Origin of the sequence: Promicromonospora sp. NPDC050262 (assembly GCF_040655935.1) — a bacterium.
Taxonomy (GTDB): Bacteria; Actinomycetota; Actinomycetes; order Actinomycetales; family Cellulomonadaceae; genus Promicromonospora.
In genome coordinates, this window is the sequence record NZ_JBFAKX010000025.1 from 34,728 (window position 1) to 59,286 (window position 24,559).

Sequence of the window (24,559 nt, forward strand, 5' to 3'; positions counted from 1 at the left end):
TGCACCGTCGTCAGATCAGTGCGCCGCCGCGCGGCAGTCCGCGCACGTGCCCCACAGCTCGATCGTGTGCTCGATGTCGTCGAAGCCCTGGGCGGCGGCGACCTTCGAGGCCCAGGCCTCGACCGTCGGGCCGTCGATCTCGACGGTCCGGCCGCACATCCGGCACACCAGGTGGTGGTGGTGCTCGCGGCGGGCGCACCGGCGGTACAGGCTCTCGCCGTCCTCCGCGCGCAGGACGTCCACCTCGCTGGCCTCCGCGAGCGCCTGCAGGGCGCGGTACACGGTCGCCAGCCCCACGGACTCGCCCCGAGCGCGCAGCGCCTCGTGGAGCTGCTGGGCCGAGCGGAAGTCGGCGAGCTCGTCGAGCGCCTCGACGACAGCGGTGCGCTGGCGGGTCATGCGTGCGGTCATCAGCGGCACTCCTTCGCGGCGGCGGCCGCACGTTCGGTGGCGGCCGCGGGCAGGTCGACGTCGTCGGGCAGGTCGGGATGCGGGTCGTGCGCGGGGCGCCGTCGGCTCAGGAGCGGCGCCAGCAGGGAGACCACCGCGTACACGGCGATGGCCAGCACCACGATAGTGGCGCCGGGCGAGACGTTGTACCAGTAGGTGATGCTCAGGCCCGTCAGGCAGACGACCACGCCGACCACGCACGCGGTGAGCATGGTGCGCCCGAAGGCGTGGGTGACCTGCTGCGCGATGGCGACGGGCACGATCATGAGCGCGCTGACCAGCAGCAGCCCGACCACGCGCATGGCGACCGTCACGGTGAGGGCCGACACGACGGCCACCACGACGTTCAGCGCCCAGACCGGCAGGCCGGAGGCGATCGCGAACTCCTCGTCGTGGCTCACCGAGAAGAGCGCGTGCCGCAGGCCCACGCCGATCGCGAGGACCACGGCGGAGAGCACGACGGTGAGCCAGAGGTCGGCGTCGGACACCGTGGAGATCGAGCCGAACAGGTAGGTCATGAGGTTCCCGGAGGAGCCGCCGGCGATGCCGATGAGCAGCACGCCGCCCGCGATGCCGCCGTAGAACATGATGGCGAGCGCGAGGTCGCCCGACGTGCGGCCGCGGCGGCGGACCACCTCGATGAGCACCGAGCCGACCACCGCGGCGACCACGGCGCCGGGGATCGCGAGGGCGTCGTTCGGCGTGAGGCCCATGCCCGCGCCGACGAGCCAGCCCAGCGCGACGCCGGTCAGGGCGACGTGCCCGATGCCGTCACCGAGCAGGGAGAGCTTGCGCTGCACCAGGTAGGTGCCCACGACGGGCGCCGTGACGCCGACCAGGAGCGCGGCCAGGAGGGCCCGCTGCATGAACGGGTCGGTGAGCATGAGCGTGATCACGGGCGCACCTCCAGGTCGAAGGCCCTGGACTCGGCGGGGTCGAGGGAGTTGTCGTCGGCGTGCGGGTGCTGGTGGCGGTGCCCCGCACGGTCGTGGTCGTGCCGGGCCTGCGGCGGGGCGCCGTCGTGCACGACCTTGCCGTGCTTGAGCACGACGGCGCGCGTGACGAGCGGTTCGAGCTCGCCCAACTCGTGCAGCACCACGAGCACCGTGAGGCCGCCGTCGACCAGCCGCCGCATCGTGGTGGCGAACGCCTCCTGGCTGGCGACGTCCACGCCCGCGACGGGCTCGTCCAGCACGAGCAGGTCCGGCTCGCGGACCAGGGCGCGCGCGATGAGGATCCGCTGCTGCTGGCCGCCCGACAGGAGGTGCACCGGGTCGTGCACGCGGTCGGCGAGGCCCACCTGCTCGAGGGCCGCCGCGACCCGGTCGCGCCAGCCGCGCGGCAGGCTCAGGCGGCGCCCGTGCAGCAGACCCGAGGCGACGACCTCCTGGGCCGTCGACGGGATGCCGCCGCCCGCCCCGGCGCGCTGCGGCACGTAGCCGACGCGGTCCCAGTCGACCGTCCCGCCCCGGCCGGCGGCGCCGAGGGGCTCGCCGAGCAGCCGCACGGTGCCCTCGGACGGCACGTTGATGCCCACCAGCGACTTGACCAGCGTGGACTTGCCGGATCCGTTCGCGCCGAGCAGCGCGACGACCTCGCCGGGCTCGACCGTCAGGTCGATGCCGCGCAGGATGTGGCTCGCGCCCGCACGGAAGTGCAGGCCGCGCGCCTCGATCACGGGTTCGCTGCTCTCGGTCACCTGCTCAGTCTCCACCCGTCCGGTGTTCGTCATGCGCAGACCAGTCCCTCCTCGAGCGCGGCGAGGTTGGCCCGCATCACGGAGACGTAGTCGTCACCCGCGGCCGAGGCCTCCTCCGACAGACCCTCCAGCGGGTCCAGCACGGCCGTGTCCACGCCCAGGTCAGCGGCCAGGGTCTCGGTGACCTTGGGGCTCACCAGCGTCTCCGAGTACAGCGTCTTGACGCCGTTCTCCCTGACCACGGCGCCGATCTCGCGCAGGCGCGCCGGGGACGGCTCCGCCTCGGGGTCGAGCTCGGAGATGCCCACCTGCTCCAGCGCGTACCGGTCGGCGAGGTAGCCGAACGCCGCGTGGCTCGTCACCAGCGTCGCGCCCTGACAGGCGGCGAGGCCGTCCGCCATCTCCTGGTCCAGCCCGTCGAGCTGCTCGCCCAGCCGCAGGGCGCCGGCGGCGTACTCGTCGGCGTGCTCCGGGTCCACGGCGGACAGCTCGTCGGCGACGGCCTGCCCGACGGCGGCCAGCCGGCTCGGGTCCAGCCAGAAGTGCGGGTCGGTCGAGCCGTGGTCGTGCCCGTCGCCCTCCTCGGCGTGCTCCGCGTGCTCCTCCTCGGTCTCCTCCGCGTGCTCGACGAGCCCGGCGGCGTCCGCGGCGTCGACCACGTGCTCCGGCGCGCGGGACTCGACGCCCTCGTCGACGGCGGCCTGGAAGCCGGAGAGGTAGACCACCAGGTCTGCGGTGCCGATCTCGCGGACCTGCGCCGGCGACAGCTCCAGGTCGTGCGGCTCGGCGGCCGGCGGCGTGAGGTTGTCGACCGTGACCAGGTCCCCGCCGATCTGCTGCGCCACGTACTGGAGCGGGTAGAAGGACGCGAGCACGACGACGCCGTCGGACGCCCCGCCCGCACCGCCCGCCGCCTGGGTGGAGCAGCCCGCGAGGGTCGCCGCACCGGCGAGGACGAGGCTGGTCAGGGCGGCGCCGGTGGCGCGAGTCGAAGTCATGAGAACGATTCTCACGCTTGTTGAGAACGATTGTCAAAGATCGGGATCGAGAGGTCGGTCACGCGCTTTTTCGCGCGGGCTCCGACCGGCCCGGACGGTAGGCTGGGCGGACGTTACTTCCACCTGTTCCCCTGGAGAGATCCCTCGTGTCCGACAAGTCAGTGCGCTCTGCGCAGACCGCCAAGCTCGACGCCGTCGTCTCGCTCGCGAAGCGACGAGGTTTCGTCTTCCCGTCGGGCGAGATCTACGGCGGTACGCGCTCTGCGTGGGACTACGGACCCCTCGGCGTGGAGCTCAAGGAGAACATCAAGAAGCAGTGGTGGCGTGCGATGGTCACGAGCCGGGATGACATCGTCGGCCTCGACTCGTCGGTCATCCTGCCGCGCCAGGTGTGGGTGGCCTCCGGCCACGTCGGCGTGTTCACCGACCCGCTCACCGAGTGCCTCTCGTGTCACAAGCGGTTCCGCGAGGACCAGATGATCGAGGAGTTCGAGGAGAAGAAGGGCCGCGCCCCCGAGGGCGGCCTCGCCGAGATCGTCTGCTCCAACTGCGGTACCCGCGGCCAGTGGACCGAGCCCCGCGACTTCAACATGATGCTGAAGACGTACCTCGGCCCCGTCGAGGACGAGTCCGGCCTGCACTACCTGCGCCCCGAGACCGCGCAGGGCATCTTCGTGAACTTCGCCAACGTCGCCGCCGCGGCCCGCAAGAAGCCGCCGTTCGGCATCGGCCAGATCGGCAAGTCGTTCCGCAACGAGATCACGCCGGGCAACTTCATCTTCCGCACCCGCGAGTTCGAGCAGATGGAGATGGAGTTCTTCGTCAAGCCGGGCGAGGACGAGGAGTGGCACCAGTACTGGATCGACTACCGCACCGACTGGTACACGGACCTGGGCATCTCGGCCGACAACCTGCGGCACTACGAGCACCCCAAGGACAAGCTGTCGCACTACTCGACCCGCACCGTGGACATCGAGTACCGCTTCGGCTTCCAGGGCAGCGAGTGGGGTGAGCTCGAGGGCATCGCGAACCGCACGGACTTCGACCTGAAGACCCACACGGAGAGCTCGGGCAAGGACCTGGCGTACCGCGACCCGGTGACCAACGAGAAGTACTTCCCGTACGTCATCGAGCCCGCCGCCGGCCTGACCCGGTCGCTCATGGCCTTCCTCGTCGAGGCGTACGCCGAGGACGAGGCGCCGAACACCAAGGGCGGCGTCGACAAGCGCACGGTCCTGCGCCTGGACCCGCGCCTGGCCCCGATCAAGGCCGCGGTGCTGCCGCTGTCCAAGACGGCGGACCTGCTCCCGGCGTCCGAGAAGCTGGCCGCGGAGCTGCGCAAGTACTGGAACGTCGACTACGACGTGACCCAGGCGATCGGCAAGCGCTACCGCCGGCAGGACGAGATCGGCACGCCGTTCTGCATCACCGTCGACTTCGACACCCTCGACGACCAGGCCGTCACCATCCGGCACCGTGACACCATGCAGCAGGAGCGCGTCGCCCTGGACAAGGTCGTCAGCTACCTGGCGGGCCACCTCGTCGGCGCCTGACGCCCAGGCCCCTGACGCCTCGGGGCCTGAGCCCGGCTAACCACGCGCGTCCTGCGCCTGCTCCCGCAGCAGGCGCAGGACGCGCGCCGCGTCACGGTCCGTGGTGTCGATCTCGTGCAGCGGCTGCACCCGCAACGGCCCGTGCTCGCCGTTGTCGATCAGGACGTGCCGCGCGACGTCCTCGGCCGGCGCGAACCGAATCGGTGTCTCGTGGAAGAAGCCGTGCACCATGATCCAGCCGTCGGGACACTCGACCTCGATCAGGTCGTACACCTCCTGCGGCGTGCGGGGCCAGGCGGTCCCCACCCAGCCCGCCGGCCGAAAGCGGATCCGGTCGTGTCGGAGCTTGTCGGCGAGCCAGTCGGTCGTGCGCTCCGTGTTCGCGACGGCGACCTGAGGGTCGCCGGCGTCGACGGGCGCACCGAGCAGCGCTGCCGCCGCGAGCCCTTCGATCCGGAGGTCCAGGCCCACCAGGTCCTCGATCTGCTCGACCGCGAAGAAGACGCGATCGGCCAGGTCCGGATCGTGCCGGTGCTCGACGATCTGGCGGCGGATGTCCTCGTCGAGGGGCTCCAGCTCCAGCCGGACCTGCTTGCCCAGCGCGGCGAGGATCTCCCGCAGCGACCCGAAGCTGGGTGTCCGCACGCCTGCCTCGAGCTGGGAGATCGATGCCCGGGACCGGCCGACCCGGCGCCCGAGCTCCTCCTGCGTGAGCCGGGCCTCCTGGCGGGCCTCCTTGATCAGTGCGGCGAGATCCATCCCACGATCGTGTCAGCGATCGGGCCCGCGAGCCGGGCGGGGTCGACGCGCCTGTGGACAACCTCGATCCCGCAGGCGTCGGTCCGCTCGTGCCGCGTCCGGCGTGCCTCGTCCGGCGTGCCCTGTCCGGCGCGCCCTGTCCGGCGCGCCCTGTCCGGCCGGCTCGTCGCCGTGCACCGCCGGGGAAGACCTCTGTCAGCCAGGTGGGTAACGGAGATGTAGCAGTGCTAGCTCTGCGTTACGTACCTGGCTGGCAGAGGTCTTCCCCGGAGGTGCCCGCACGGCGCGGGGAGATCGTCCCGGCGTCGGTTCACCCGGGTGAGGTCGGCTCGAATCAGGTCATACCGTGCGGTGAGCGGGCTTGAGAACTCGTAGCGTGCCCCGTCCGGGGCGCCCCGAGTCATCGAAGAGGTTGGCCTCATGATCCGCCGCACCATCGTCGCCCTGGTGAGCGTGCTCGCGCTCGCTCTCACGGCGTCGGCCCCCGCGCAGGCAGCGACTGTCTACTCCACGAACGTGACGCTCGACGCGAAGCCCGAGCCGGTCGCGAAGAACAAGACGGTCACGCTCAAGGGGACGCTCAAGTACAAGAAGGACGGTCAGTGGCGCGCCCTGCCCACGACGAAGGTCCTGACCGTGACCTTCGACCCGTCCGGGCCGGACGAGCCGCGCAAGATCGGCCTCGTCCGGACCACGCGCACCGGCGCCTACACCTACAAGGCCACGGCGTCGCGCTCGGGCAAGTGGACGGTGAGGTACGCGGGCAAGGCGGGCTCCTTCCGGGCCGACTCCGCCGCGGACGCCGTCTGCGTGTACTCGGCCGGGCGGTGGCAGTGCCCCGTCTCGCCGACCAACCCCGACCTCGACTGCAAGGACATCGGCAAGACGGTCTGGGTCGGCACCAAGGACTACCACGCGCTCGACGCCGACAACGACGGCTGGGGCTGCGACTCGTACTCCTGATCTCCTGCCCGGCGGGTGCGCCCGGTCGTCCGAGCTCCGGTGACCGGGCGCACGTACCGACCATGCCGGACCGTGTGGAATGCTTAGGCAATGCTTACCTCACCTGCGGCTGCGCCCGCGGGACGCCGTGAGGGTGCGGAAGCCGTAGCCCAGCGTGCCCGACGTCGGACGTTCGCGTTGCTCACGGCGCTTGCCGCCCTGCTGCTCGTCGTCCTGGCGAGCCTCGCGCTCGGCGTCCGCGACATCAACCCGGCCGAGGTCTGGCGAGCGCTGACCGCACCCGTCGCCGGGTTCATGGACCACGACGTGGTGCTGGAGCAGCGCCTGCCCCGCACCATCGTGGGCCTGGCGGCGGGCGTCGCGCTCGGCACGGCGGGCACGCTGATCCAGGGCGTCACCCGCAACCCGATCGCCGACCCCGGCCTGCTGGGGCTGAACTCGGGAGCGTCGCTGGCGGTCGTGTGCGCGGTCTGGCTGCTGGGCATCACCTCGCCCCTCGGTTACGTCTGGTTCGCGTTCCTGGGGGCCGCCGTCGCGGCAGCGATCGTCTTCTCGGTGGGACGCGGCCAGCCGGTGCGGCTGGCGCTGGTCGGGGCCGCGGTGACCGCGCTGATCACACCGCTGATCACCCTGGTGCTGCTGCGCGACCAGCAGGCGTTCAACCTGTACCGGTTCTGGTCGGTCGGCTCCCTGACGGGCCGGGGCCTCGACACCGTCACGGCGCTGTGGCCGTTCATCGTGGTCGGCCTCGTGCTCGCGGCCGCGCTCGCGCACCGGCTCAACATGCTGGCCCTCGGGGACGACGTCGCCACGGCGCTCGGCCAGCGGGTCGGCACCACGCGCGCCCTCGCGGCCGTCGCGATCGTGCTGCTCGCGGGCACCGCGACGTCGCTCGCCGGGCCCATCGCGCTCGTCGGGCTCGTGGTGCCGCACGCGGCCCGGCGCCTCGTCGGCACGGACTACCGCTGGGTCATGGCGGTCGGCGCCCTCCTGGGCCCGGTGATGCTGCTGACCGCGGACGTCCTCGGCCGGCTGATCCTGCCCCGCTCCGAGCTCGAGGCCGGTGTGGTCGCGGCGCTCCTCGGCGCTCCGGTGCTCGTCGCCGTCGCGCGCAGCAGGAACGTGGTGGGGGCCTGATGTCCGCACCCGCTCCCGCCACCCCCACGCGGGTCACCGACACCACGGTCACCACCGTCGCCGACCTGCGCACCCTCCGCCGCCGCCGGCAGGCGCTTGTCGTGTCCGGGATGGTGCTCGTGGTGCTCGTCGCCGGGACCGCGGCGCTCCTGATGGGCGCGGCCGGCCTCACGCCGGGCCAGGCGATCTCCGGCGTGTTCGGCCTCGGCGACAAGGGCGACGTCTTCGTCGTCCAGAAGCTCCGTCTGCCCCGCATCGAGGCGGCCGTCGTGGTCGGTGTGGCGTTCGGCCTGGCCGGCGCCCTCTTCCAGTCGACCCTGCGCAACCCGCTCGCCTCCCCCGACATCCTTGGCATCTCCACCGGCGCCAGCCTCGGGGCCGTGATCGGTGTGCTCGTCCTGGGGCTGAGCGGCATGGCGCTGTCCGGCCTGGCGTTCGCCGGCGCGGGCGTCGTCGCGCTCGCGATCTGGCTGCTGGCGTGGCGCAAGGGCCTGCACTCGATCCGGTTCGTGCTGGTCGGCGTCGGGTTCGCGTACCTGGGCTCCTCGCTGATCGCCTGGGCCATGGCCCGGTCGCAGGAGCACGAGGCTGCGGCGGTCCTGATCTGGACCGTCGGCTCGGTGTCCGACGTCCGCGGCGAACAGCTCACGCTCGTCGCCGCCGGGACGCTCGTGCTGTGCGCCGCGGCCGCCGTCGTCTCGCGGACGCAGGGGCCGCTCGCCCTCGGCGACGACAACGCGCGCGCCCTGGGGGTGCACGTGGATGCCGCCCGGGTCGGTGCCCTGCTGCTGGCCGTCGCGCTCGTCGCGCTCGCGACCAGCGCCGCCGGCCCCATCGCGTTCGTCGCCCTGGTCGCGCCCGCCATCGCGCGCCGCCTGGTGAACGACGGCGGGGCCGCCCTCGTCGCTTCGGCCGCGACCGGGGCCGCCCTGACCCTGGCCGCCGACGTGATCGCGCAGCACGGGCTGCTCGGCGTCGCCGCCCCCGTCGGGATCGTCACGGGGCTCGTGGGCGCCCCCTACCTGCTGTGGCTGCTCGCCACGACCGAGAAGAGGAGCCGATGACCAACCTGCGCGCCGAGGGCGTCAGCCTGGGCTACGACGGCCTGAGGGTCATCGAGAACCTCGACCTGACACTGCCCGACGGCAAGATCACCGCCGTCGTCGGGCCGAACGCCTGCGGCAAGTCCACGCTGCTGCGCGGGCTGGCCCGCCTGCACCCGCTCGACGGCGGCCGCATCACGCTGGGCGGCGCCGACATCACGCAGATGCCGCGCAAGGAGCTGGCCCGCAAGATCGGCATGCTGCCACAGTCTTCCATCGCACCGGACGGCGTGCGGGTCGCCGAGCTGGTCAGCCGCGGCCGGTACCCGCACCAGGGCTGGTTCGGCCGCCACTCCTCCGACGACGACGCCGTGGTCACCACCGCGCTGGAGTCCACCGGCGTGGCCGAGCTCGCGGACCGGCCCGTCGCCGAGCTCTCGGGCGGGCAGCGGCAGCGCGTGTGGATCGCCATGGTGCTGGCGCAGCAGACCGACATCGTGCTGCTCGACGAGCCGACCACCTTCCTCGACGTGCGCCACCAGCTCGACCTGCTGGACCTGCTCACGGAGCTGAACCGGAACCAGGGGACCACGGTCGCGATGGTGCTGCACGAGCTCAACCTCGCCGCCCGGTATGCCGACCACCTGGTCGTGATGGCGGCCGGCCGGATCGTCGCGGAAGGGCTGCCGTCCGACGTGCTGACCCGCGAGGTGGTCGACGAGGCGTTCGGGCTGCGCGCCCAGGTCGTGCCCGACCCCGTGGCGGGCTCGCCGCTCGTGGTCCCGGTCGGGCGCTACCACTCGAAGTAGTGACGCCCGACGGGGGCGTGGCTTACCTCACTCGGACCTCCCTCAATTTCGCAACATCCCCGTGACCTATTGTGGTTAGGGTTACCTCATCTCGACCGGCGCCCGTCGGTCGTTCGACTGAACACCCCGGGAGAAACCGTGCGACCTCGCCGATCCCTCGCAGCGGCCGTCGGCCTCGTCGCCGCGTCCGCCCTCGCCCTCGCGGGCTGCGCGTCCGAAGAGCCGGCCGGCAGCGACGCGGCCACGCCGTCCGCCGGTGCCTCCGGCGCGACCGACGAGTTCCCCCTGACCATCGAGCACGCGCTCGGCGAGACCACCATCGAGGAGGCGCCCGAGCGCGTCGCCACCTGGGGCTGGGGCTCGACCGAGGCCGCGATCGCGGCGGGCGTCTTCCCGGTCGCCGTCGCCGAGCAGACCTGGACGGTCGGCGAGGGCAACCTCCTGCCGTGGGTCGAGGAGGCCTACGACGAGGCGGGCGTGGAGCACCCCACCGTGCTGACCGACGCCGAGGCCGGCGCGACCGTGCCCTACGAGGAGTTCGCGGCCGCCGAGCCCGACGTCATCATCGCGACGTACTCGGGCCTCACGCAGGAGCAGTACGACCTGCTCAGCGAGATCGCCCCGACCGTCGCCTACCCGGAGACGGCCTGGCAGACGCCGTGGGACGAGATCATCACCGCCACGGACGCCGCCCTGGGCCGCAGCGCCGCCGGTGAGGCCAAGGTCCAGGAGATCAACGACTACCTGGCCGAGCAGGCCGAGGCGCACCCCGAGTTCGCGGGCAAGACGGTCGCCGCGATCGTCGACTCGCCCGACGAGGGCCTGATCTACGTGTACCGGGCCGGCGACCCGCGCGCCGGGTTCCTGGAGGGCCTCGGCTTCGAGACCGCCCCGGCCGTCGAGGAGCTCGCGCCGGACGACGGCTCGTTCTTCTACACGCTGTCGTACGAGGAGCTGGACAAGCTCGAGTCCGACCTGGTGGTGGCCTACACGTACACCGAGGAGGAGGCCGCGGCGCTCCCCGACAAGAAGGAGCTCCAGGCCCTGCCCGCCGTCAAGAACGGCATGGTGGCACAGCAGGTCGGCACCGTCGCGGTCTCGGCCGTCTCGCCGCCCACGGCCCTCTCGGTCGAGTACCCCGAGGGCATGCCCCTGCTGATCGACTCGCTGGCCGAGACGCTCGGCTGACGATCCGCCGAGTGCGGGGCTTCTGTGGGGCCGACACCCCACAGAAGCCCCGCACTCGTCACTTCCCGGTGTCGGGCTTGTCGAGCGCCCCGCCGTACCGCCGGTCGCGCTTCGCGTACTCCTCGACGGCGTGCCAGAGGTGCCGGCGGTCGACGTCGGGCCAGGGCTCGTCGAGGAACACCATCTCGGCGTACGCCGCCTGCCACAGCATGAAGTTGGACGTGCGCTGCTCGCCGGACGAGCGCAGGAACAGGTCCACGTCGGGCACGTCGGGCAGGTACAGGTACTTCTGCACCGTCTTCTCGTTGATGCGCCTCGGGTCCAGCCTGCCCGCGGCGGCGTCCCGGGCCATGGCCGCGGCCGCATCGGCCAGCTCGGCCCGGCTGCCGTAGTTGACGCACATCGTCAGCGTGCAGAGGTCGTTGTCCTTGGTGCGCTCCTCGGCCTCGAGCAGCACGTCGATCACGGACTTCCACAGCTTCGGACGGCGTCCGGCCCACCGGATCCGCACGCCCCACGACGCCATGACGTCGCACTGGCGCTTCATGACCTCGTGCGTGAAGTTCATCAGGAAGCGCACCTCCTCGGGCGAGCGCTTCCAGTTCTCCGTGCTGAACGCGTACGCCGAGACGTACTCGACGCCCACGTCGACGGCCCCCGCCACGACGTCGAGCAGCGAGTTCTCGCCCGCCCGGTGCCCCTCGATCCGCGGCAGGCCGCGCGCGTTGGCCCAGCGCCCGTTGCCGTCCATGACGACGGCGACGTGGCGCGGCAGGAACTCCTTGGGGATCCGCGGGGCCTGCTCGCCGGACGGGTGCGGGAACGGCTTGACCAGCTCCCGGTTCGCGTTCCGGGCCATCAGCGCTCCACCATCTTCAACGATCGCAACGTTCTCTCCAGGTAGTACTGGCCGTAGGCGGCGACGATGCCGCTCGCCTCCTTGCGGTGCCGCGCGTCGGACGCGTCGGCGGTCGCCCAGTCGCCCGCGAGCAGCGAGGACAGCAGGGCGAAGGTCTCGGGCGCGGGGGCGGTGGAGCCCGGCGGCCGACAGCGCGGGCAGACGGCGCCGCCCTGCGCCACGTTGAACGAGTGGTGCGGCCCGGGCTCGCCGCAGCGCGCGCAGTCCTCGAACGACGGCGCCCAGCCGGCCACCGCGAGGGCCCGCAGCAGGTACGAGTCCAGCACCAGGCCGGCGTCGTGGTGCCGCTCGGACAGCGCCCGCAGGCCCCCGGCGAGCAGCCAGTACTGCTGCACCGCCGGCTCGTTCTCCTGCGCGACCAGCCGGTCGGCGGCCTCCAGCATCACCGTGCCGGACGTGTACAGGCCGTAGTCCTCGCAGATGGAGCGGGCGTAGGCCCCGATGGTCTCGACCTGCGTCACCGTGTCCAGCCCCATGCCCGGCCGCGGGTTACGACCCGTGTGGAGCTGCACGTCGACCGCCATGAACGGCTCCAGACGCGCCCCGAACTTGGACGACGTGCGCCGCACGCCCTTGCCCACCCCGCGCACCTTGCCGTGCTCGCGCGTCAGGAACGTGACGATGCGGTCCGCCTCGCCCAGCTTCTGGGTGCGCAGCACGATCGCGTCGTCTCGGTACAGGGGCACAGAGCCATTCTGCCCCCAGTCACCGACACTCAGGCACGCTCGACGAACCGGGTCCCGTCCGGCGTCAGCTCCGGCTCCCACACGAACCGGTGGATCACGTGCTTCTCCAGGATCCAGCGCGCCAGCAGTGCGACGCCGCCCCAGATCACGAAGAGCAGGAGGGTCTGGAGGAAGTTGATGCTGATCTTGTCGAAACCGGTCAGTGCCAGCGTGGGGATCAGGAAGATCAGGCCGAGGAACGCGGGCAGGAGCTGGATGCCGACCCACTGCACCACCGAGAGCATGTCGACCCGGCGCTCGGCCACCACGCCGTGGTAGTCCATCACGTTGACCACGTGGTCGGCGCGCCACTTGGCGACGTGCCGGGCGACCGTCCACTGCGCGTCCCGCGCCTCCAGGGCGGCGCTGCCCGTCGGCAGCCAGATCCCGAGGATCTGGTGGATCTCGGCGGGCGTCAGGTACCCCTTGTCAAGGATCGCCAGGCTGTGCACGGGCGGCTGCCGGGTGTTGGTCGGCAGCACCAGGGCGGCCAGGAACAGCAGCACGCCGCCGGTCCCGAGCAGGCCCACCAGCGCGTCCGGGAGCCACGGCAGGAGCAGTGTCGCGGTGGCGAACGCCAGGGCGCCGAGCAGTGCGCAGACGATGCGGTTCTTCATGGTCATGGTAGGTAGGACTTTACCGGCATCTCGTGGGTCACCGGAGCGATAAGTCCGTTTCGAGACCTAAGTTCTGGGTGCCGGGCGCACCTCAGAAGAAGAGCGTGTCCCGGCGGTCCAGCGGCCGGGAGACGAGCCACCAGGCGGCCACCTGCAACGCCAGGATCAGCGGGAGCACCACCAGCGCGACGATCCCGAGCCCCGCCATCGTCTCCTCCGAGACCGCGCCGCCGACCAGCCGCGGCCACGCCGCGATCGCCGTGCCGACCACGGGGGCCGCGATCATCACCGAGGTGACGACCACCGGCAGCGGGCCCGTGCGGCGCAGCCGCCACGCGACCACGGCGTCCCCGTGCAGGCGCGTCACGACCACCGCCGCGACGCCCAGCGCCAGCGCGACCAGGCCGCTCCCCCAGGCCACGCCGAGCAGCGCGCCCCAGCTCCCGGCCAGCGCGATGCTCGCGACCACCAGCACCACGTCCCACACGTCCCGCCACACGTTGCCCGGGCGGCGGCTGCGCAGCCAGATCCCGGCGTCGCGCAGCGCCCAGGACGCGACAAGCACGATCGCCACGGGGTACCCGACGGCCAGCAGGTCGGCCTCGGCGTGCGGGAAGACGCCGATCAGCACCCCGAGCGCCGCCACCAGCCACACCTCGCCCGGCAGCAGCAGCGGGCCGACGGCCCCGAGCACCACCCGGCGCTGCGCCGGTTCGCGGCGCTTGTCCTTGCCGTCCGGACCGCGGTCCTGCAGCAGGGTGGCGCCCGCGCCCTGGACGGCGCCGTCGAGCACCACCCAGCCGACCAGCAGCACGGTCAGGAGCACGGCCCACGCCGCCGCGTTCATCGGGCGCCCTCCGGCGCCGGACCGCCGCCGGACGCGCCGCCCGCCCCGTCGTCGGGCGCCCCGAACCGGAGCAGCACCTCGTCGCCCGCGCCGTCGTCCCGCAGGACGTCGGCCGCGGCGGCGCCCAGCACGAGCCGGTCGGTCCCCGCGCGGGCCAGCCGGCCCAGCACCCACCAGTCGAGCACGGCGAGCGTGACCATGAGGCCCACGAGCAGCACGAGCGAGGCCAGGACCGCGCGGGCGGACTGGTCGGAGGTGACCTCGTCGACCCGCAGCACACCCTGCACGACCCACGGCTGCCGCCCCAGCTCGCGCACGAGCCAGCCCGCGAGCGCCACGACGAACGGCAGGGGCAGCAGGACCGTGAGCACCACGTAGAGGCCGCGGCGGCCGCGCATGCGGAACAGGGCGGCCCCGATGAGCAGGAAGGGGAGCACGAGTGCGCCGAGGAAGACGAGGTCGGCGCTGCGCATCATGACCTCGAGGAGCACGCCGACGGCGGCGTCCTGGCCGAAGCCTCCCTCGATGTAGCCGAACTGGGCGTAGCCGAAGGCCTGCACGAGCAGCACGCCGACCACGCCGGTCCAGATGCCTGCCCGCATGGAGTGCCGCCACAGGTCCTCGTCGGGGCCGGTCGGCTGCCGTTGTCCGCCGCCGACGCGCCGCAGGTGCCACGCGGCGACGCCGACGAGCACGAACCCGCCGGCCATGAGGCAGGCGCCGACCACGTGCAGGCCGGACAGGAGCGCCGCGGGGTTGGTGACCAGGGCGCCGACGTCGGTGATGCGGGCGACCTGTGCGCCGGCGGGGCCCTCCAGCACGTACCCGAGGGGGTTGCGCAGGAACCCGTTGGCCACCATCACGGCGAAGGCCGAGGCGTACCCGGTGACGACGACGGCCCAGAAGATCGCGGCGTGCAGCCCGCGCGGGAACAGGTGCCAGCCGAACACCCACAGGCCCAGCAGGGTGGACTCCAGGAAGAACGCGACAAGGGTCTCCACGGCCAGCGGCGCGCCGAAGACCTCGCCGGCGACGTCGAGCAGGCCCGGGAAGTGCAGGCCGAACTGGAGCTCCAGGACGATGCCGGCGGCGATGCCGAGCGCGTAGTTGACGAGGTAGATCTGCCCCCAGAACCGGGTCGCGCGCTCGAAGACGACGGCGCGGTCGCCCGTGGCGCGGGCCCAGCGCGTGTTGAAGATCGCCACGACCGGGCCGAGCCCGAGCGTGAGCAGCACGAAGAGGAAGTGCACAGCGGCCAGCAGCGCGAACTGCAGGCGGGCGAGTTCCGTGGCCTCCACGTTCCCGAGACTACGTAGCCGAACCGGTCGCGGCGACAGGATTCGGGCAGGACCGGGGAAAGGTCAGGGATGACCCCTAGCCCGCGGTGGGGCCGGCCCTACCTCCGGTCGACGTCGTCGCCGCCGCCCAGGTCGGTGCAGTCGATGCCGACGGCGCCGTGCGCCCGCAGGTACTGCCCGGCCCCGGCGTCCCCGCGCACCGTGCCGGCGAGCGCCGCCCAGTGCTCGCGGCCCAGCAGGACGGGGTGCCCGGGGCGGCCGTCGTAGGTGGCGCGGGCGAGCGCGTGACGGGCGGCGTCGGGCTCGCCGAACGGCTTCAGCACGCGGCGCACGGAGTCGGCGCGGAGGCCGGGCAGGTCCACGAGGGAGACGACGGCGGCGTCCGCCCCCGTCTCCTGGGCGGAGGCGAGGCCGGTGCGCAGGGAGGCCGCGATGCCGCTCTCCCAGTCGTCGGCGACCACGGGCGTCGCGTCGGCGCGCGCCAGCCGCTCGGCCTCGTCGGCCCGCGCGCCGAGCACGACGACCACGTCGGCGCACCCGCCGTCGACCAGCGCCTGGCAGGCCAGCTCGAGCCACGGCGTGCCGCCGTCGGCCCGGGCGAGCGCCTTGGGCATCCCGAACCGGGTGCCGGCGCCGGCCGCGAGCACGATGCCGACCGCCGTGGTGCCGTACCTGCCGTCCATGGATCAGCTCCGTCCGTATCGGGCGAGGACGAACGACTCGATGATCTGCGCCGCCAGGTAGAGCACGAGCGACGCAAGCGTGACCACCAGGACGCACGCCCACACGAGGTTGTTCTCGGACCGTCCTACCGCGTTGACCACCATGCTGCCGATCCCCTCGCCGGTGATCAGCCACTCCGCCAGCAGCGCGCCCGTGATGGCGCCGGGCACGGAGATCCGGACCGACGCGAACAGCGCGGGCAGCGCCGAGGGGAAGGCGACCCGGAACAGCAGGGCCACCGGCCCGCCACCGTACACGTGCACGACGTCGGTCAGCTGCGCGGACACGGAGCGCAGGCCCTGCACGATGTTCACGAGCGCGGGGAACAGCACCACGATGCCGGAGACCACCGCCACTCGCACCACCTCGTCGGTGAACAGCAGGCGGATGATCGGGGTCAGCGCGATGAGCGGCACGGCGCGCAGGATCAGGGCGACCGGCATGACGGCGGTCTCCACGGGCCGGGACAGCACGATGAGGGCCGCCGCGAGCGTCGCGGCGAGCATGCCCGCGACGAAACCGATGGCGGCGTCGCCGAGCGTGACCCCGAGCGCGGTGCCGAGCTGCGCGCGGGTGGTCGCGGCGTCGTCGGCCGTGACCAGGAACTCGTAGACCTCGGCGGGGCCCTTGGCCACGAACGTGTTGTCGACCAGCGCCACGGAGGCGACCCAGACGACCGTGAGGACGGCGGCCATGAGCAGCGCCGTGGCCACCGCCCGGCCGAGCCCGGCCGCGAGCGCCCGTCCGGCGCCCCCGCGGCGGACCGGACCTGTCGAGACCCCGCTCATCGTCGTCCTCCTCCGGTCGACCACGGCACCGCGACCCGGCCCAGCAGGCCGAACGCGGCGTATCCGATGCCCGCCACCAGGGCGCAGGCGAACATGATGCCCCAGGCGCGCTCCACCATGAGGCCCTGGCCGGCGGCGATGAGCGCGGGCCCGACGCCGCGGTCGACGCCACCGATGTACTCACCCAGGATCGCCCCGAGGAACGCGGCCGGGGCGGCGATCTTGCACGCGCTGACGATCTCCGGCAGCGCGGACACGAGCTGCACCGTGACGAGCTGGCGCCAGCGGCCGCCGCCGTAGACGTGCACCACGTCGAGCGCGGCGGGGTCCGCGGACCGGAAGCCGAGCACGGCCCCGACGACGGTCGTGAAGAACACCGACAGGGCCGCCAGGACGACCGCCGTGGGCGACGGCTCGCCCGGGTCCGGCGGGCCCAGCACGATGTACAGGATCGGCAGGATCGCGATGGTCGGCACGCAGTAGCTGATGACCGCGATCTGCGAGATCACGGGTTCCAGCCGCGGCGTGAGCAGCACGAGCGCCGCGAGCACGAGCGCCAGGCCGTTGCCCCACGCGAACCCGATCAGCGCCTCGACCACGGTGCCGCCGAAGTTGGTCGCGTAGAACGCCCAGCCGTCGGCGGCGTACTGGCGCAGCACGCCGGGCGGCGTCGGCATGGACGAACCGTCGAAGACGGTGACGGCGAGCAGCCACCACAGCGCCACCAGCCCGGCCAGGCCCGCCGCCCCACCGAGCCAGGTGCGGGCGCGGTCAGGCATCGGGGTCCGCCGTGAACAACAGCTCCGAGGCCTGGTCGTGCAGCGCATGGAACTCCGGCGTGCGCATCATCTCCGGCAGGCGCGGGCGCGGCAGGTCCACCTCGATGACCTCCTTGATCCGGCCCGGCCGCGGGCTCATGACCGCCACCTGGTCGGAGAGGAAGATCGCCTCCGAGATGCCGTGCGTGACCATGAGGGTGGTGGCCGGCTTCTCGGTCCAGATCCGCAGCAGCTCCAGGTTCAGCCGCTGGCGGGTCATGTCGTCCAGCGCCCCGAACGGCTCGTCGAGCAGCAGCACCGACGGCTTGACCACCAGGGCGCGCGCGATCGAGACCCGCTGGCGCATGCCGCCCGAGAGCTGCCCGGGCCGCGCCTTCTCGAAACCGCTCAGGCCCACCAGCCGGATGAGCTCGGCCACCAGCTCGTGGTCCACGGGCTGCCCCGAGACCTGGAACGGCAGGCGCAGGTTGGACTCGACCGACCGCCACGGCAGCAGCGCGGCGTCCTGGAACGCGATGCCGAGCTCGTGGCCGGCCCGCAGGCGCGCCGGGTCCTTGCCGTCCACCTTCGCGGTGCCCGACGTCGGCGCCTCCAGGCCCGCGAGGATCCGCAGGATCGTGGACTTGCCGCAGCCGCTCGGGCCCAGCAGGGACAGGAAGCTGCCCTGGTCGGTGTGCAGCGTGACGTCGTCGAGGGCGGTCACGGTGCGGCGGCCGGAGCCGAACGACTTGGACAGGTGCTCGATGTGCAGGCCGGTGCCGGCCCCGCCCTCCGGGGCGGGACCGGCACCGGTCGGGACCTGCGTGACGGACTGGTCGACCACGGTCAGCCCTTGAGCTCGGGCTGCTCGTCGAGCAGCTCCTGCAGGAGCGACAGGTCGAACACGTCCTCCTGGGTGGCGTCGATCCCGGCCGCCTCGAACGTGGCCATGTTCTGCGCCAGCAGCTCGTCGCTGATCGTGAAGATGCCGTTCTCGGCCGTCTCGTCGGTGTTGATCAGCTCCTCGCACTGGATGGTGTTCTGCTCCACCTCCTTGGCCAGGTCGAGGTCCTGGTCCGCGCCGTACTCCTCGACGGCCAGCCGCGCGCCCTCCTCCAGGTCGGCGCAGGCGTCGGTCCAGCCCTTGATCTCGGCCTCGAGGAACGCCTTGACCGCCTCAGGACGCTCGGCGATGGTCTCGTCGGTGGCGATGACCGACTCGGCCACGAACGGCAGGCCGTTGTCCGCGAACAGCAGGTTGGTCACCTCCTCGCCCTGCGAGGAGACGATGATCGACTCGTTGGTCACGTACGCGAGGAACCCGTCGACCTCGCCGTTGACCAGGGGCTGCGGGTCGTACTGCACCGGCACGATCTCGACGTCGTCCTCGGTGAGGCCGTTGGCCGCCAGGAGCGCGGCGAACAGCAGGCCGTTGCCGCCGTCCTGCACGCCGATCTTCTTGCCCTTGAGGTCCTCGACGGTCTCGATGTTCGCGCCGTCCTTGAGGGACAGGATCGTGAACGGGTTCTTCTGGAACGTGGTGCCGACGATCTTGATCGGCGCGTCCTCGTTGGCCACGACCTGGCCCACGGTGACGGCGTTGGTGAGGCCGAAGTCGGCCTTGCCGGAGGCCACCAGGTTCTCCGTCGCGCCGGGACCCGCGTTGAACGTGACGTCGCCGAAGCCGGCGTCCGCGTAGTAGCCCTTGCTGTCCGCCATGAACTCGCCGGCGAACTCGGCGTTCTTGATCCAGGAGAGCTGGACCGTGAGGTCCCCCAGGCCCTCCCCCTCGGCGGGGGCGTCGTCGCCGGAACCACAGGCCGCGAGAGCGAGCGAGGCGGCGGCCGCGACGGCCGTCAGGCGCAGCGCGCGCCCAGGACGGGAAAGCATCATGAGTGGTTCTCCTGTTGTGCTGGGTGAGCGGAACGAAACCCGCGTTTCCGATGCCCAGGACGCTAGAGACCTGCGGTTTCACGCCTCACGTCGGCCGGTTACACGGCCGTTAAAACGTGCCCCCGCGCCGGGTGAACCGTTCCGCGCACCTCAGTACGGGACGCGCGTGGTGTGCTCGCGCCAGGCCTCGAAGGGCTCCCCGGCCCGCTCGATCCGGTGCTCGACGACGGGGTTGGGCCACGTCGACCGGTCGCGGTCGAGCAGCTCGTAGAACTCGCGGTCGTCGAAGCCCGCCCGCTCGGCGTCGTGCCGGTCCGCGGCGAACACCACGCGGTCCACCCGCGCCCACAGGGCCGCCGACAGGCACAGCGGGCACGGCTCGCACGAGGCGTACAGGGTGGTCCCGGCCAGCGAGAACGTGCCGAGCTCCTGGCAGGCTGCCCGGATCGCCACCACCTCGGCGTGCGCGGTGGGGTCGAGGTCCCGGGTCACGCGGTTGCCGGCGGCCGCGACCTCGGCGCCCGCCCGCACGACGACGGCCCCGAAGGGGCCACCGCCGTCGGCCACGTTCCGGGACGCGACCTCGACGGCGCGGGCGAGCCACGCGGCGTCCTCGGGGCTGACGGAGGCGCGGGACGGTGTGCCGGAGGTCTGACGAGGGCTGGTCACCCTTCGATGCTCGCACTGCTGCGTTTCAACGGCGTTCCCAGGACGTCACCTGGTCGAAACGTCTGTTTCGCCCCACCCCTTAGCCGCGGGCGGCCGGCCGCTAGCGTTGCCGCATGGACACCGCCGCCGTCTACGCGCAGTTCGCCGGGAGCCAGGCGCGCAACGGCGGCTCCCCCACCTACGAGGACTGGGCGCTGGGCGTCGCCACCGACCCCGAGGTGTGCGCGCTGCTCGACACGCTGCCGGAGCCGAAGCGGCAGCCCAACCTGCTGTTCGCGGCGGCGCGGCTGGTGGGGGCACCGGCAGGCGGCTGGGCCGGGGTGCGGTCCTGGCTGCCGGCCGCCTGGCCCGACGTCGAGCGCGAGATGCGGACCAGGGCCACGCAGACCAACGAGCCCCGGCGCTGTGCCACCCTCCTGCCCACCCTCGCCGCGATCGACGGCCCGGTCGCGCTCGTCGAGGTGGGCGCGTCCGCCGGGTTGTGCCTCTATCCCGACCAGTACTCCTACCTGTACACGTCGCCCGACGGCGGCCGCACCCGGCTCGACCCCGCCGACGGACCGAGCGAGGTACTGCTCCCGTGCGACATCGAGGGGCCGGTCCCCGCCCGCATGCCCAGTACCGTCACGGGGCCGGTCCCCGCCCGGCTGCCCGATGTCGTGTGGCGCGCCGGCATCGACCTCAACCCGCTGGACGTGCGCGACCCGGACGACCTGGCCTGGCTGGAGGCACTCGTCTGGCCCGAGCACGCCGACCGCGTCGAGACGCTGCGCGCGGCCGCCCGGGTGGTCGCGGCCGACCCGCCGCGCCTGGTCCGGGGCGACCTGCTGAGCGGCGTCGCCGACCTGGTCGCCGCCGCGCCGGCCGAGGCCACCGTGGTGGTGCAGAACTCGGCGGTGCTCTACTACCTGACCCCTGCCGAGCTGGCGGAGTTCACCGGCACCATGGAGCGTCTGCGGCGCACGCGCGGCGTCGTCTGGCTGAGCAACGAGGGGTGGACCGTGCTGCCCGACGTCGCGGCCCGACTCCCCGCGGGCGCCGAGCCGCAGTTCATCCTGGCCCGGGACGGCGCGCCTGTGGCGCTCACCGACCCGCACGGCCGGTCGGTACGGCTGCTGTAGCAGCCGAGGGGTGCGGGCCGAGCAGGCGCCACAGCCGGTCGGGCTGCATCGGCAGGTCGCGCGGGCGCACGCCGGTGGCGTCGGCGATCGCGTTCGCCAGGGCCGGGGCCACCGGGTTGTACGGGGCCTCGCTCATCGACTTCGCGCCACGCGGCCCGAGGCGGTCGACCGTGTCGGCGAACAGCACCTCGGTGTGCGGGACGTCCGCGACCTGCGGCACCCGGTAGTGCCGCAGCCGGTCGGTCACGACCACGCCGTCGCGCACCACCAGGCGCTCGGTCAGCGCCGTGCCGAGCGCCTGGGCCACCCCGCCCTCGATCTGCCCGCGCAGCTGTTCCGGGTTGATCACCACCCCGGCGTCGGCCGCCTGCACCGACTGGAGGATCCGCACCACCCCGGTCTCGCGCTGCACGGCCACCCGGAACCCGTGCACGTTGAACGCCACGGACCGCGGCGACCCGTCGTGCGTGGCCTCGGCCGACATCCCCACCCGTTGAGTGCTGGATATTCGCCCTTCCGAATCGTGACGAGAGGGCGAATACCCAGCACTCAACGAGGCGAGGTTCGCGGCGAGCGCGCGGGCGGCGCGGGCGACGGCCAAGCCGGCCACCACCGAGCCGGCCGAGCCGAAGGCGCCCGTGTCGTAGCCGGACGTCGCCGTGTCCGACGGGCGCACGCGCACCCGGTCGACCGGCACGCCCAGCTCCGTGGCCGCGAGCTGGGCGTGCACCGTCGTGGTGCCGTTGCCGAACTCGGCGGTGCCGACGTCGACCACGAAGTCGCCGTCGGCCGCGACCGTGACCCGGACATGCGTGTGGTGCCCGCGCGGCGGGATGGTCGCGATCATCGCGAGCGCCACCCCGCGCCCCTCGGTCCAGCCGTCCGGGGCCGCCTCGCCCCGGCCCGAGGCCAGCGCGTCCTCGACGAGGTCGAGGCACTGGTCCAGCCCGTACGACCCGTACTCCAGGTCGCCGTCCACCGGCTGCCCGACGACGAACGGGTCGCCGGGGCGGATCACGTTGTGACGGCGCATCTCGACCGGGTCGACGCCGAGCCGCGCCGCGAGCTCGTCGAGCGCGCCCTCGATCGCGAACTGCACCTGCCCCAGCCCGTACCCGCGGAACGCCCCGGACGGCACGTTGTTCGTGTAGACCGACTCGGCGTCCACGCGCTTGTTCGGGGCCCGGTACACGGCCATGGACTCGTGCACGCCGTGGAACAGGACGCCCGGGGCGTGGTTGCCGTAGGCGCCGGTGTCGGCCAGGACGTCGATCGCGAGCGCCGTCAGCTCGCCGGCCGCCGACGCCCCGGCACGCACCGTGACGCGGAACGGGTGCCGGCACGGCACCGTCGTGAACTGCTGCTCGCGGGTGAGCTCCCACTGCACGGGCCGCCCGGTGCGCAGGGTCGCGAGCGCCACGACGTCCTCGACGAGCAGCTCCTGCTTGCCTCCGAACCCGCCGCCCACCCGCCCGGCGACGACGCGCACCCGGTCCTGCGGCAGGTCCAGGAGGCGGGCGAGCTCGTCGCGCACGAGGAACGGCACCTGGGTGGAGGTGCGCACGTGCAGCACAGGGCCGCCCGGGCGGTGCGCCTCGGCGCCGTCCGCCTCAGCACCGCCCGGCGCCGGCTCCAGCCAGGCCCGGGCGCCGTGCGTCTCCAGCGCCACGTGGTTGACGCGGCCCGTGGTCCAGGTGCCGGTCACCGTCGCGGCCGACGTCGCGAGCGCCGCCTCGACGCCGTCCTGCCCGGGTTCGGCGTACTCCTCGTGGATCTGCACGACGACGTTGCGGCTCGCCTCCGCGACGCGATGCTCGGCGGGCGTCTTGTCCGCGTGCAGCAGGGGCGCGCCCGGACTCCGCGCGGCCTCGGGCTCGAACACGGCGGGCAGCACCTCGTACTCGACCGCCACCAGGTCGAGCGCCGCACGCGCCTGCCGGGGCGTCTCGGCGACGGCGACGGCCACCCGCTGGCCCACGAACCGCAGCACGGGGTCGAGGATCCGGGTGTCGTCGGGGTCGTCGAGCCGGTTCTGGTGCCGGCCGGTCGAGTAGAGCGTGCCGGGCACGTCGTGGTGGGTGAGCACCAGGTGCACGCCGGGCGCGTCCCGGGCCGCCGTGGCGTCGATGCGCGTGATCCGGGCGTGCGGGTGCGGGCTGCCGAGCACGGCCACGTGCAGCATCCCGGCCGGCTCGGGCTCGTCCAGGGTGTAGGGCTCGCGGCCGCGCACCACGCGGGCGGCGGCCGGCGCGACGACGGCGCGGCCGAACGCCTCCCCCGGCTCCGCCACCTCGGTGTTCACGTGCCCGGCGAGCGCGTCGCGGATCGACCGGTACCCGGTGCAGCGGCAGAGGTTGCCCTTGAGCAGCTCGTCGGTCGAGCCGCGCTCCGGCGTCCCCGCGACCGTGCACACCATGCCGGCCGTGCAGAACCCGCACTGGAACCCGGCGGCCTGGACGAACGCGCGCTGCACGGGGTGCAGCTCCTCGGCGTCGGCGTCCGGGTCCCCGCCCGGCCCGAACCGGCCGAGCCCGTTCGCGGTGACCACCTCGGCGTCGGCGGCCCGGTGCGCGGGCACCAGGCACGACTGCACCGGCGCGCCGTCGAGCAGCACGGTGCACGCGCCGCAGTCGCCCGCGTCGCAGCCCTTCTTCACGGACGTGGTCCCCTGCTCCCGGAGGTACGTGCGCAGGCACTGGCCCGGCCGGGGCTCGGCCGTGACGTCGGCGCCGTCGACCCTCATGCCGTACCGCCCAGCTCGTCGAGTGCCTCGTGCGCCAGGCGCCGGGTCATCGCGGCCCGCCAGTCGGCACTGCCGTGGGTGTCCTCGTACCAGTCGTCGGCGACGTCGATCGAGTCGATCCAGCGGTCCAGCGCCTCGTGGTCACCCGCGTGGACAGGCTGCGCATGCGGCACGGGCACCGACGCCGTCACGACGAGCAGCACCCGGCCCGGCCCGTCGCCGTCCGGCAGCGCCCTCCCCGTCACCATGGCCGCCGTCCGGCCGGTCGGGGTGAGCGACGCCCGCCGGAACACCGCCCGCGCCCCGAGCGCGAGACCGGGCACCCGCACCTCGCGGAGCACCTCGCCCGGGGCCAGGCCGACCCGGCCGGCGCCCGTGACCAGGTCGGCGACGGGCAGCTCCCGGGACCCGCCGTCCGGCGTCCAGATGACCGCCCGGGCGTCGAGTGCCACGAACAGCCCGACCATCGACCCGGCCGGCAGGCCCAGCGCCAGGTTGCCGCCGACCGTCGCGGTCCGGGCCACCTTCGCCGACAGCGACAGCGCCGAGACGCACTCCCCGACGATCCCGAGCCCGCGGTACGGTCCCGCGCCCGCCGCCCCGGCGGCGCCCCCGAGCGCACCCGGCCCGGCCACCAGCTCCGCCAGCGTGCACGTCCCGGCCACCCGCAGCCCGGACCCGTCCACGGACCACGGCTCCCAGCCGAGACCCATGAGGTCCACGAGGCCGGTCACCCCGGGGCGCACCGGCTCCGAGTAGAGGAACGTGCCCCCGCCGAGAAACGCCTCACCGGGCCGCAGCGCGCAGTCCGCGCGTGTCCGTGCCACCCGCACGGTGTCGATGTCGAGATCCATGGAGC

25 protein-coding genes are annotated in these 24,559 nt (G+C 73.1%); 7 read left to right on the plus strand and 18 right to left on the minus strand.

Annotation, left to right across the window (positions count from 1 at the left end; genetic code table 11):
* Positions 1 to 15: 15 nt before the first annotated feature.
* The 4 genes from AB0I29_RS25310 to AB0I29_RS25325 are packed head-to-tail and all read right to left on the minus strand — an operon-like array spanning position 16 to position 3,147.
* Positions 16 to 411 carry a Fur family transcriptional regulator gene (locus AB0I29_RS25310; RefSeq protein WP_285107362.1) on the minus strand — a complete coding sequence of 132 codons (396 nt, stop codon included), beginning with the start codon at positions 409 to 411 and terminating at the stop codon, positions 16 to 18.
* A complete protein-coding gene (locus AB0I29_RS25315) occupies positions 411 to 1,334 on the minus strand; it encodes a metal ABC transporter permease (RefSeq protein ID WP_285107405.1) in 924 nt (307 codons plus the stop codon). Before AB0I29_RS25315 ends, AB0I29_RS25310 begins: the two co-directional genes overlap by 1 nt.
* Before the next feature lie 8 nt (positions 1,335 to 1,342).
* The gene (locus AB0I29_RS25320; protein ID WP_357486783.1) at positions 1,343 to 2,182 is read right to left on the minus strand and encodes a metal ABC transporter ATP-binding protein; all 840 of its coding nucleotides are present in this window, start codon (positions 2,180 to 2,182) and stop codon (positions 1,343 to 1,345) included.
* Complete coding sequence (locus AB0I29_RS25325) at positions 2,179 to 3,147, minus strand: metal ABC transporter substrate-binding protein (RefSeq protein WP_357486785.1); 969 nt, start codon at positions 3,145 to 3,147, stop codon at positions 2,179 to 2,181. Before AB0I29_RS25325 ends, AB0I29_RS25320 begins: the two co-directional genes overlap by 4 nt.
* A 146-nt stretch (positions 3,148 to 3,293) precedes the next feature.
* On the opposite strand from AB0I29_RS25325, the gene AB0I29_RS25330 reads away from it, so the two are divergent.
* Complete coding sequence (locus AB0I29_RS25330; protein ID WP_285107356.1) at positions 3,294 to 4,700, plus strand: glycine--tRNA ligase; 1,407 nt, start codon at positions 3,294 to 3,296, stop codon at positions 4,698 to 4,700.
* 36 nt (positions 4,701 to 4,736) lie between these two features.
* Here AB0I29_RS25330 and AB0I29_RS25335 read toward each other — a convergent pair whose 3' ends face one another.
* A complete protein-coding gene (locus AB0I29_RS25335; protein WP_285107354.1) occupies positions 4,737 to 5,459 on the minus strand; it encodes a helix-turn-helix transcriptional regulator in 723 nt (240 codons plus the stop codon).
* Positions 5,460 to 5,879: 420 nt separating this feature from the next.
* Here AB0I29_RS25335 and AB0I29_RS25340 point away from each other — a divergent pair, with 420 nt between their 5' ends.
* The 5 genes from AB0I29_RS25340 to AB0I29_RS25360 all read left to right on the plus strand — a co-directional run bounded on the left by AB0I29_RS25340 (position 5,880) and on the right by AB0I29_RS25360 (position 10,599).
* Positions 5,880 to 6,422: a hypothetical protein gene (locus tag AB0I29_RS25340; protein ID WP_357486788.1), complete on the plus strand. Its 543-nt coding sequence runs from the start codon at positions 5,880 to 5,882 to the stop codon at positions 6,420 to 6,422.
* Positions 6,423 to 6,512: 90 nt separating this feature from the next.
* Positions 6,513 to 7,559: an iron ABC transporter permease gene (locus tag AB0I29_RS25345; RefSeq protein ID WP_357486790.1), complete on the plus strand. Its 1,047-nt coding sequence runs from the start codon at positions 6,513 to 6,515 to the stop codon at positions 7,557 to 7,559.
* Positions 7,559 to 8,623: an iron chelate uptake ABC transporter family permease subunit gene (locus AB0I29_RS25350; RefSeq protein WP_285107348.1), complete on the plus strand. Its 1,065-nt coding sequence runs from the start codon at positions 7,559 to 7,561 to the stop codon at positions 8,621 to 8,623. The genes AB0I29_RS25345 and AB0I29_RS25350 overlap by 1 nt, the downstream gene beginning before the upstream one ends.
* Positions 8,620 to 9,411: an ABC transporter ATP-binding protein gene (locus AB0I29_RS25355; protein WP_357486792.1), complete on the plus strand. Its 792-nt coding sequence runs from the start codon at positions 8,620 to 8,622 to the stop codon at positions 9,409 to 9,411. Before AB0I29_RS25350 ends, AB0I29_RS25355 begins: the two co-directional genes overlap by 4 nt.
* Before the next feature lie 138 nt (positions 9,412 to 9,549).
* Positions 9,550 to 10,599, plus strand: coding sequence for an iron-siderophore ABC transporter substrate-binding protein (locus tag AB0I29_RS25360; RefSeq protein WP_357486794.1), 1,050 nt, complete (start codon positions 9,550 to 9,552; stop codon positions 10,597 to 10,599).
* A 58-nt stretch (positions 10,600 to 10,657) separates the two neighbouring features.
* Here the strand turns inward: AB0I29_RS25360 and AB0I29_RS25365 are convergent, their stop codons facing one another.
* From AB0I29_RS25365 to AB0I29_RS25415, 11 genes are all read right to left on the minus strand, one after another.
* Positions 10,658 to 11,458 (minus strand): isoprenyl transferase, encoded by an 801-nt coding sequence (locus tag AB0I29_RS25365; protein WP_285107343.1) that lies wholly within the window; start codon positions 11,456 to 11,458, stop codon positions 10,658 to 10,660.
* On the minus strand, positions 11,458 to 12,204 hold the full coding sequence (recO, locus tag AB0I29_RS25370) for a DNA repair protein RecO (RefSeq protein ID WP_285107341.1): 747 nt from the start codon (positions 12,202 to 12,204) through the stop codon (positions 11,458 to 11,460). The genes AB0I29_RS25365 and recO overlap by 1 nt, the downstream gene beginning before the upstream one ends.
* Positions 12,205 to 12,233: 29 nt before the next feature.
* On the minus strand, positions 12,234 to 12,866 hold the full coding sequence (locus tag AB0I29_RS25375) for a hypothetical protein (RefSeq protein WP_285107339.1): 633 nt from the start codon (positions 12,864 to 12,866) through the stop codon (positions 12,234 to 12,236).
* Between the two features lie 85 nt (positions 12,867 to 12,951).
* On the minus strand, positions 12,952 to 13,707 hold the full coding sequence (locus AB0I29_RS25380) for a cytochrome d ubiquinol oxidase subunit II (protein WP_285107337.1): 756 nt from the start codon (positions 13,705 to 13,707) through the stop codon (positions 12,952 to 12,954).
* The gene (locus AB0I29_RS25385; RefSeq protein ID WP_357486797.1) at positions 13,704 to 15,005 is read right to left on the minus strand and encodes a cytochrome ubiquinol oxidase subunit I; all 1,302 of its coding nucleotides are present in this window, start codon (positions 15,003 to 15,005) and stop codon (positions 13,704 to 13,706) included. The genes AB0I29_RS25380 and AB0I29_RS25385 overlap by 4 nt, the downstream gene beginning before the upstream one ends.
* A gap of 98 nt (positions 15,006 to 15,103) precedes the next feature.
* Positions 15,104 to 15,688, minus strand: a complete 585-nt coding sequence (locus tag AB0I29_RS25390; RefSeq protein WP_285107334.1) for a nucleotidyltransferase family protein — start codon at positions 15,686 to 15,688, stop codon at positions 15,104 to 15,106.
* Positions 15,689 to 15,691: 3 nt separating this feature from the next.
* Positions 15,692 to 16,516, minus strand: a complete 825-nt coding sequence (locus AB0I29_RS25395) for an ABC transporter permease subunit (RefSeq protein ID WP_285107332.1) — start codon at positions 16,514 to 16,516, stop codon at positions 15,692 to 15,694.
* Positions 16,513 to 17,295, minus strand: a complete 783-nt coding sequence (locus AB0I29_RS25400; protein ID WP_285107330.1) for an ABC transporter permease subunit — start codon at positions 17,293 to 17,295, stop codon at positions 16,513 to 16,515. The genes AB0I29_RS25395 and AB0I29_RS25400 overlap by 4 nt, the downstream gene beginning before the upstream one ends.
* Complete coding sequence (locus AB0I29_RS25405) at positions 17,288 to 18,118, minus strand: ABC transporter ATP-binding protein (RefSeq protein WP_357486800.1); 831 nt, start codon at positions 18,116 to 18,118, stop codon at positions 17,288 to 17,290. Before AB0I29_RS25405 ends, AB0I29_RS25400 begins: the two co-directional genes overlap by 8 nt.
* Before the next feature lie 2 nt (positions 18,119 to 18,120).
* A complete protein-coding gene (locus AB0I29_RS25410) occupies positions 18,121 to 19,167 on the minus strand; it encodes an ABC transporter substrate-binding protein (RefSeq protein WP_285107328.1) in 1,047 nt (348 codons plus the stop codon).
* Positions 19,168 to 19,317: 150 nt separating this feature from the next.
* A complete protein-coding gene (locus AB0I29_RS25415) occupies positions 19,318 to 19,836 on the minus strand; it encodes a nucleoside deaminase (protein WP_285107326.1) in 519 nt (172 codons plus the stop codon).
* A 113-nt stretch (positions 19,837 to 19,949) separates the two neighbouring features.
* Between AB0I29_RS25415 and AB0I29_RS25420 the strand changes: the two genes are divergently transcribed.
* The gene (locus tag AB0I29_RS25420) at positions 19,950 to 20,957 is read left to right on the plus strand and encodes a DUF2332 domain-containing protein (RefSeq protein WP_357486803.1); all 1,008 of its coding nucleotides are present in this window, start codon (positions 19,950 to 19,952) and stop codon (positions 20,955 to 20,957) included.
* On the opposite strand, the gene AB0I29_RS25425 is transcribed toward AB0I29_RS25420, so the two are convergent.
* A complete protein-coding gene (locus tag AB0I29_RS25425) occupies positions 20,920 to 23,700 on the minus strand; it encodes a molybdopterin cofactor-binding domain-containing protein (protein WP_357486805.1) in 2,781 nt (926 codons plus the stop codon). The two genes, AB0I29_RS25420 and AB0I29_RS25425, sit on opposite strands and share 38 nt — an antisense overlap.
* Positions 23,697 to 24,554, minus strand: coding sequence for an FAD binding domain-containing protein (locus AB0I29_RS25430; RefSeq protein ID WP_357486807.1), 858 nt, complete (start codon positions 24,552 to 24,554; stop codon positions 23,697 to 23,699). Before AB0I29_RS25430 ends, AB0I29_RS25425 begins: the two co-directional genes overlap by 4 nt.
* Between the last annotated feature and the right edge of the window lie 5 nt (positions 24,555 to 24,559).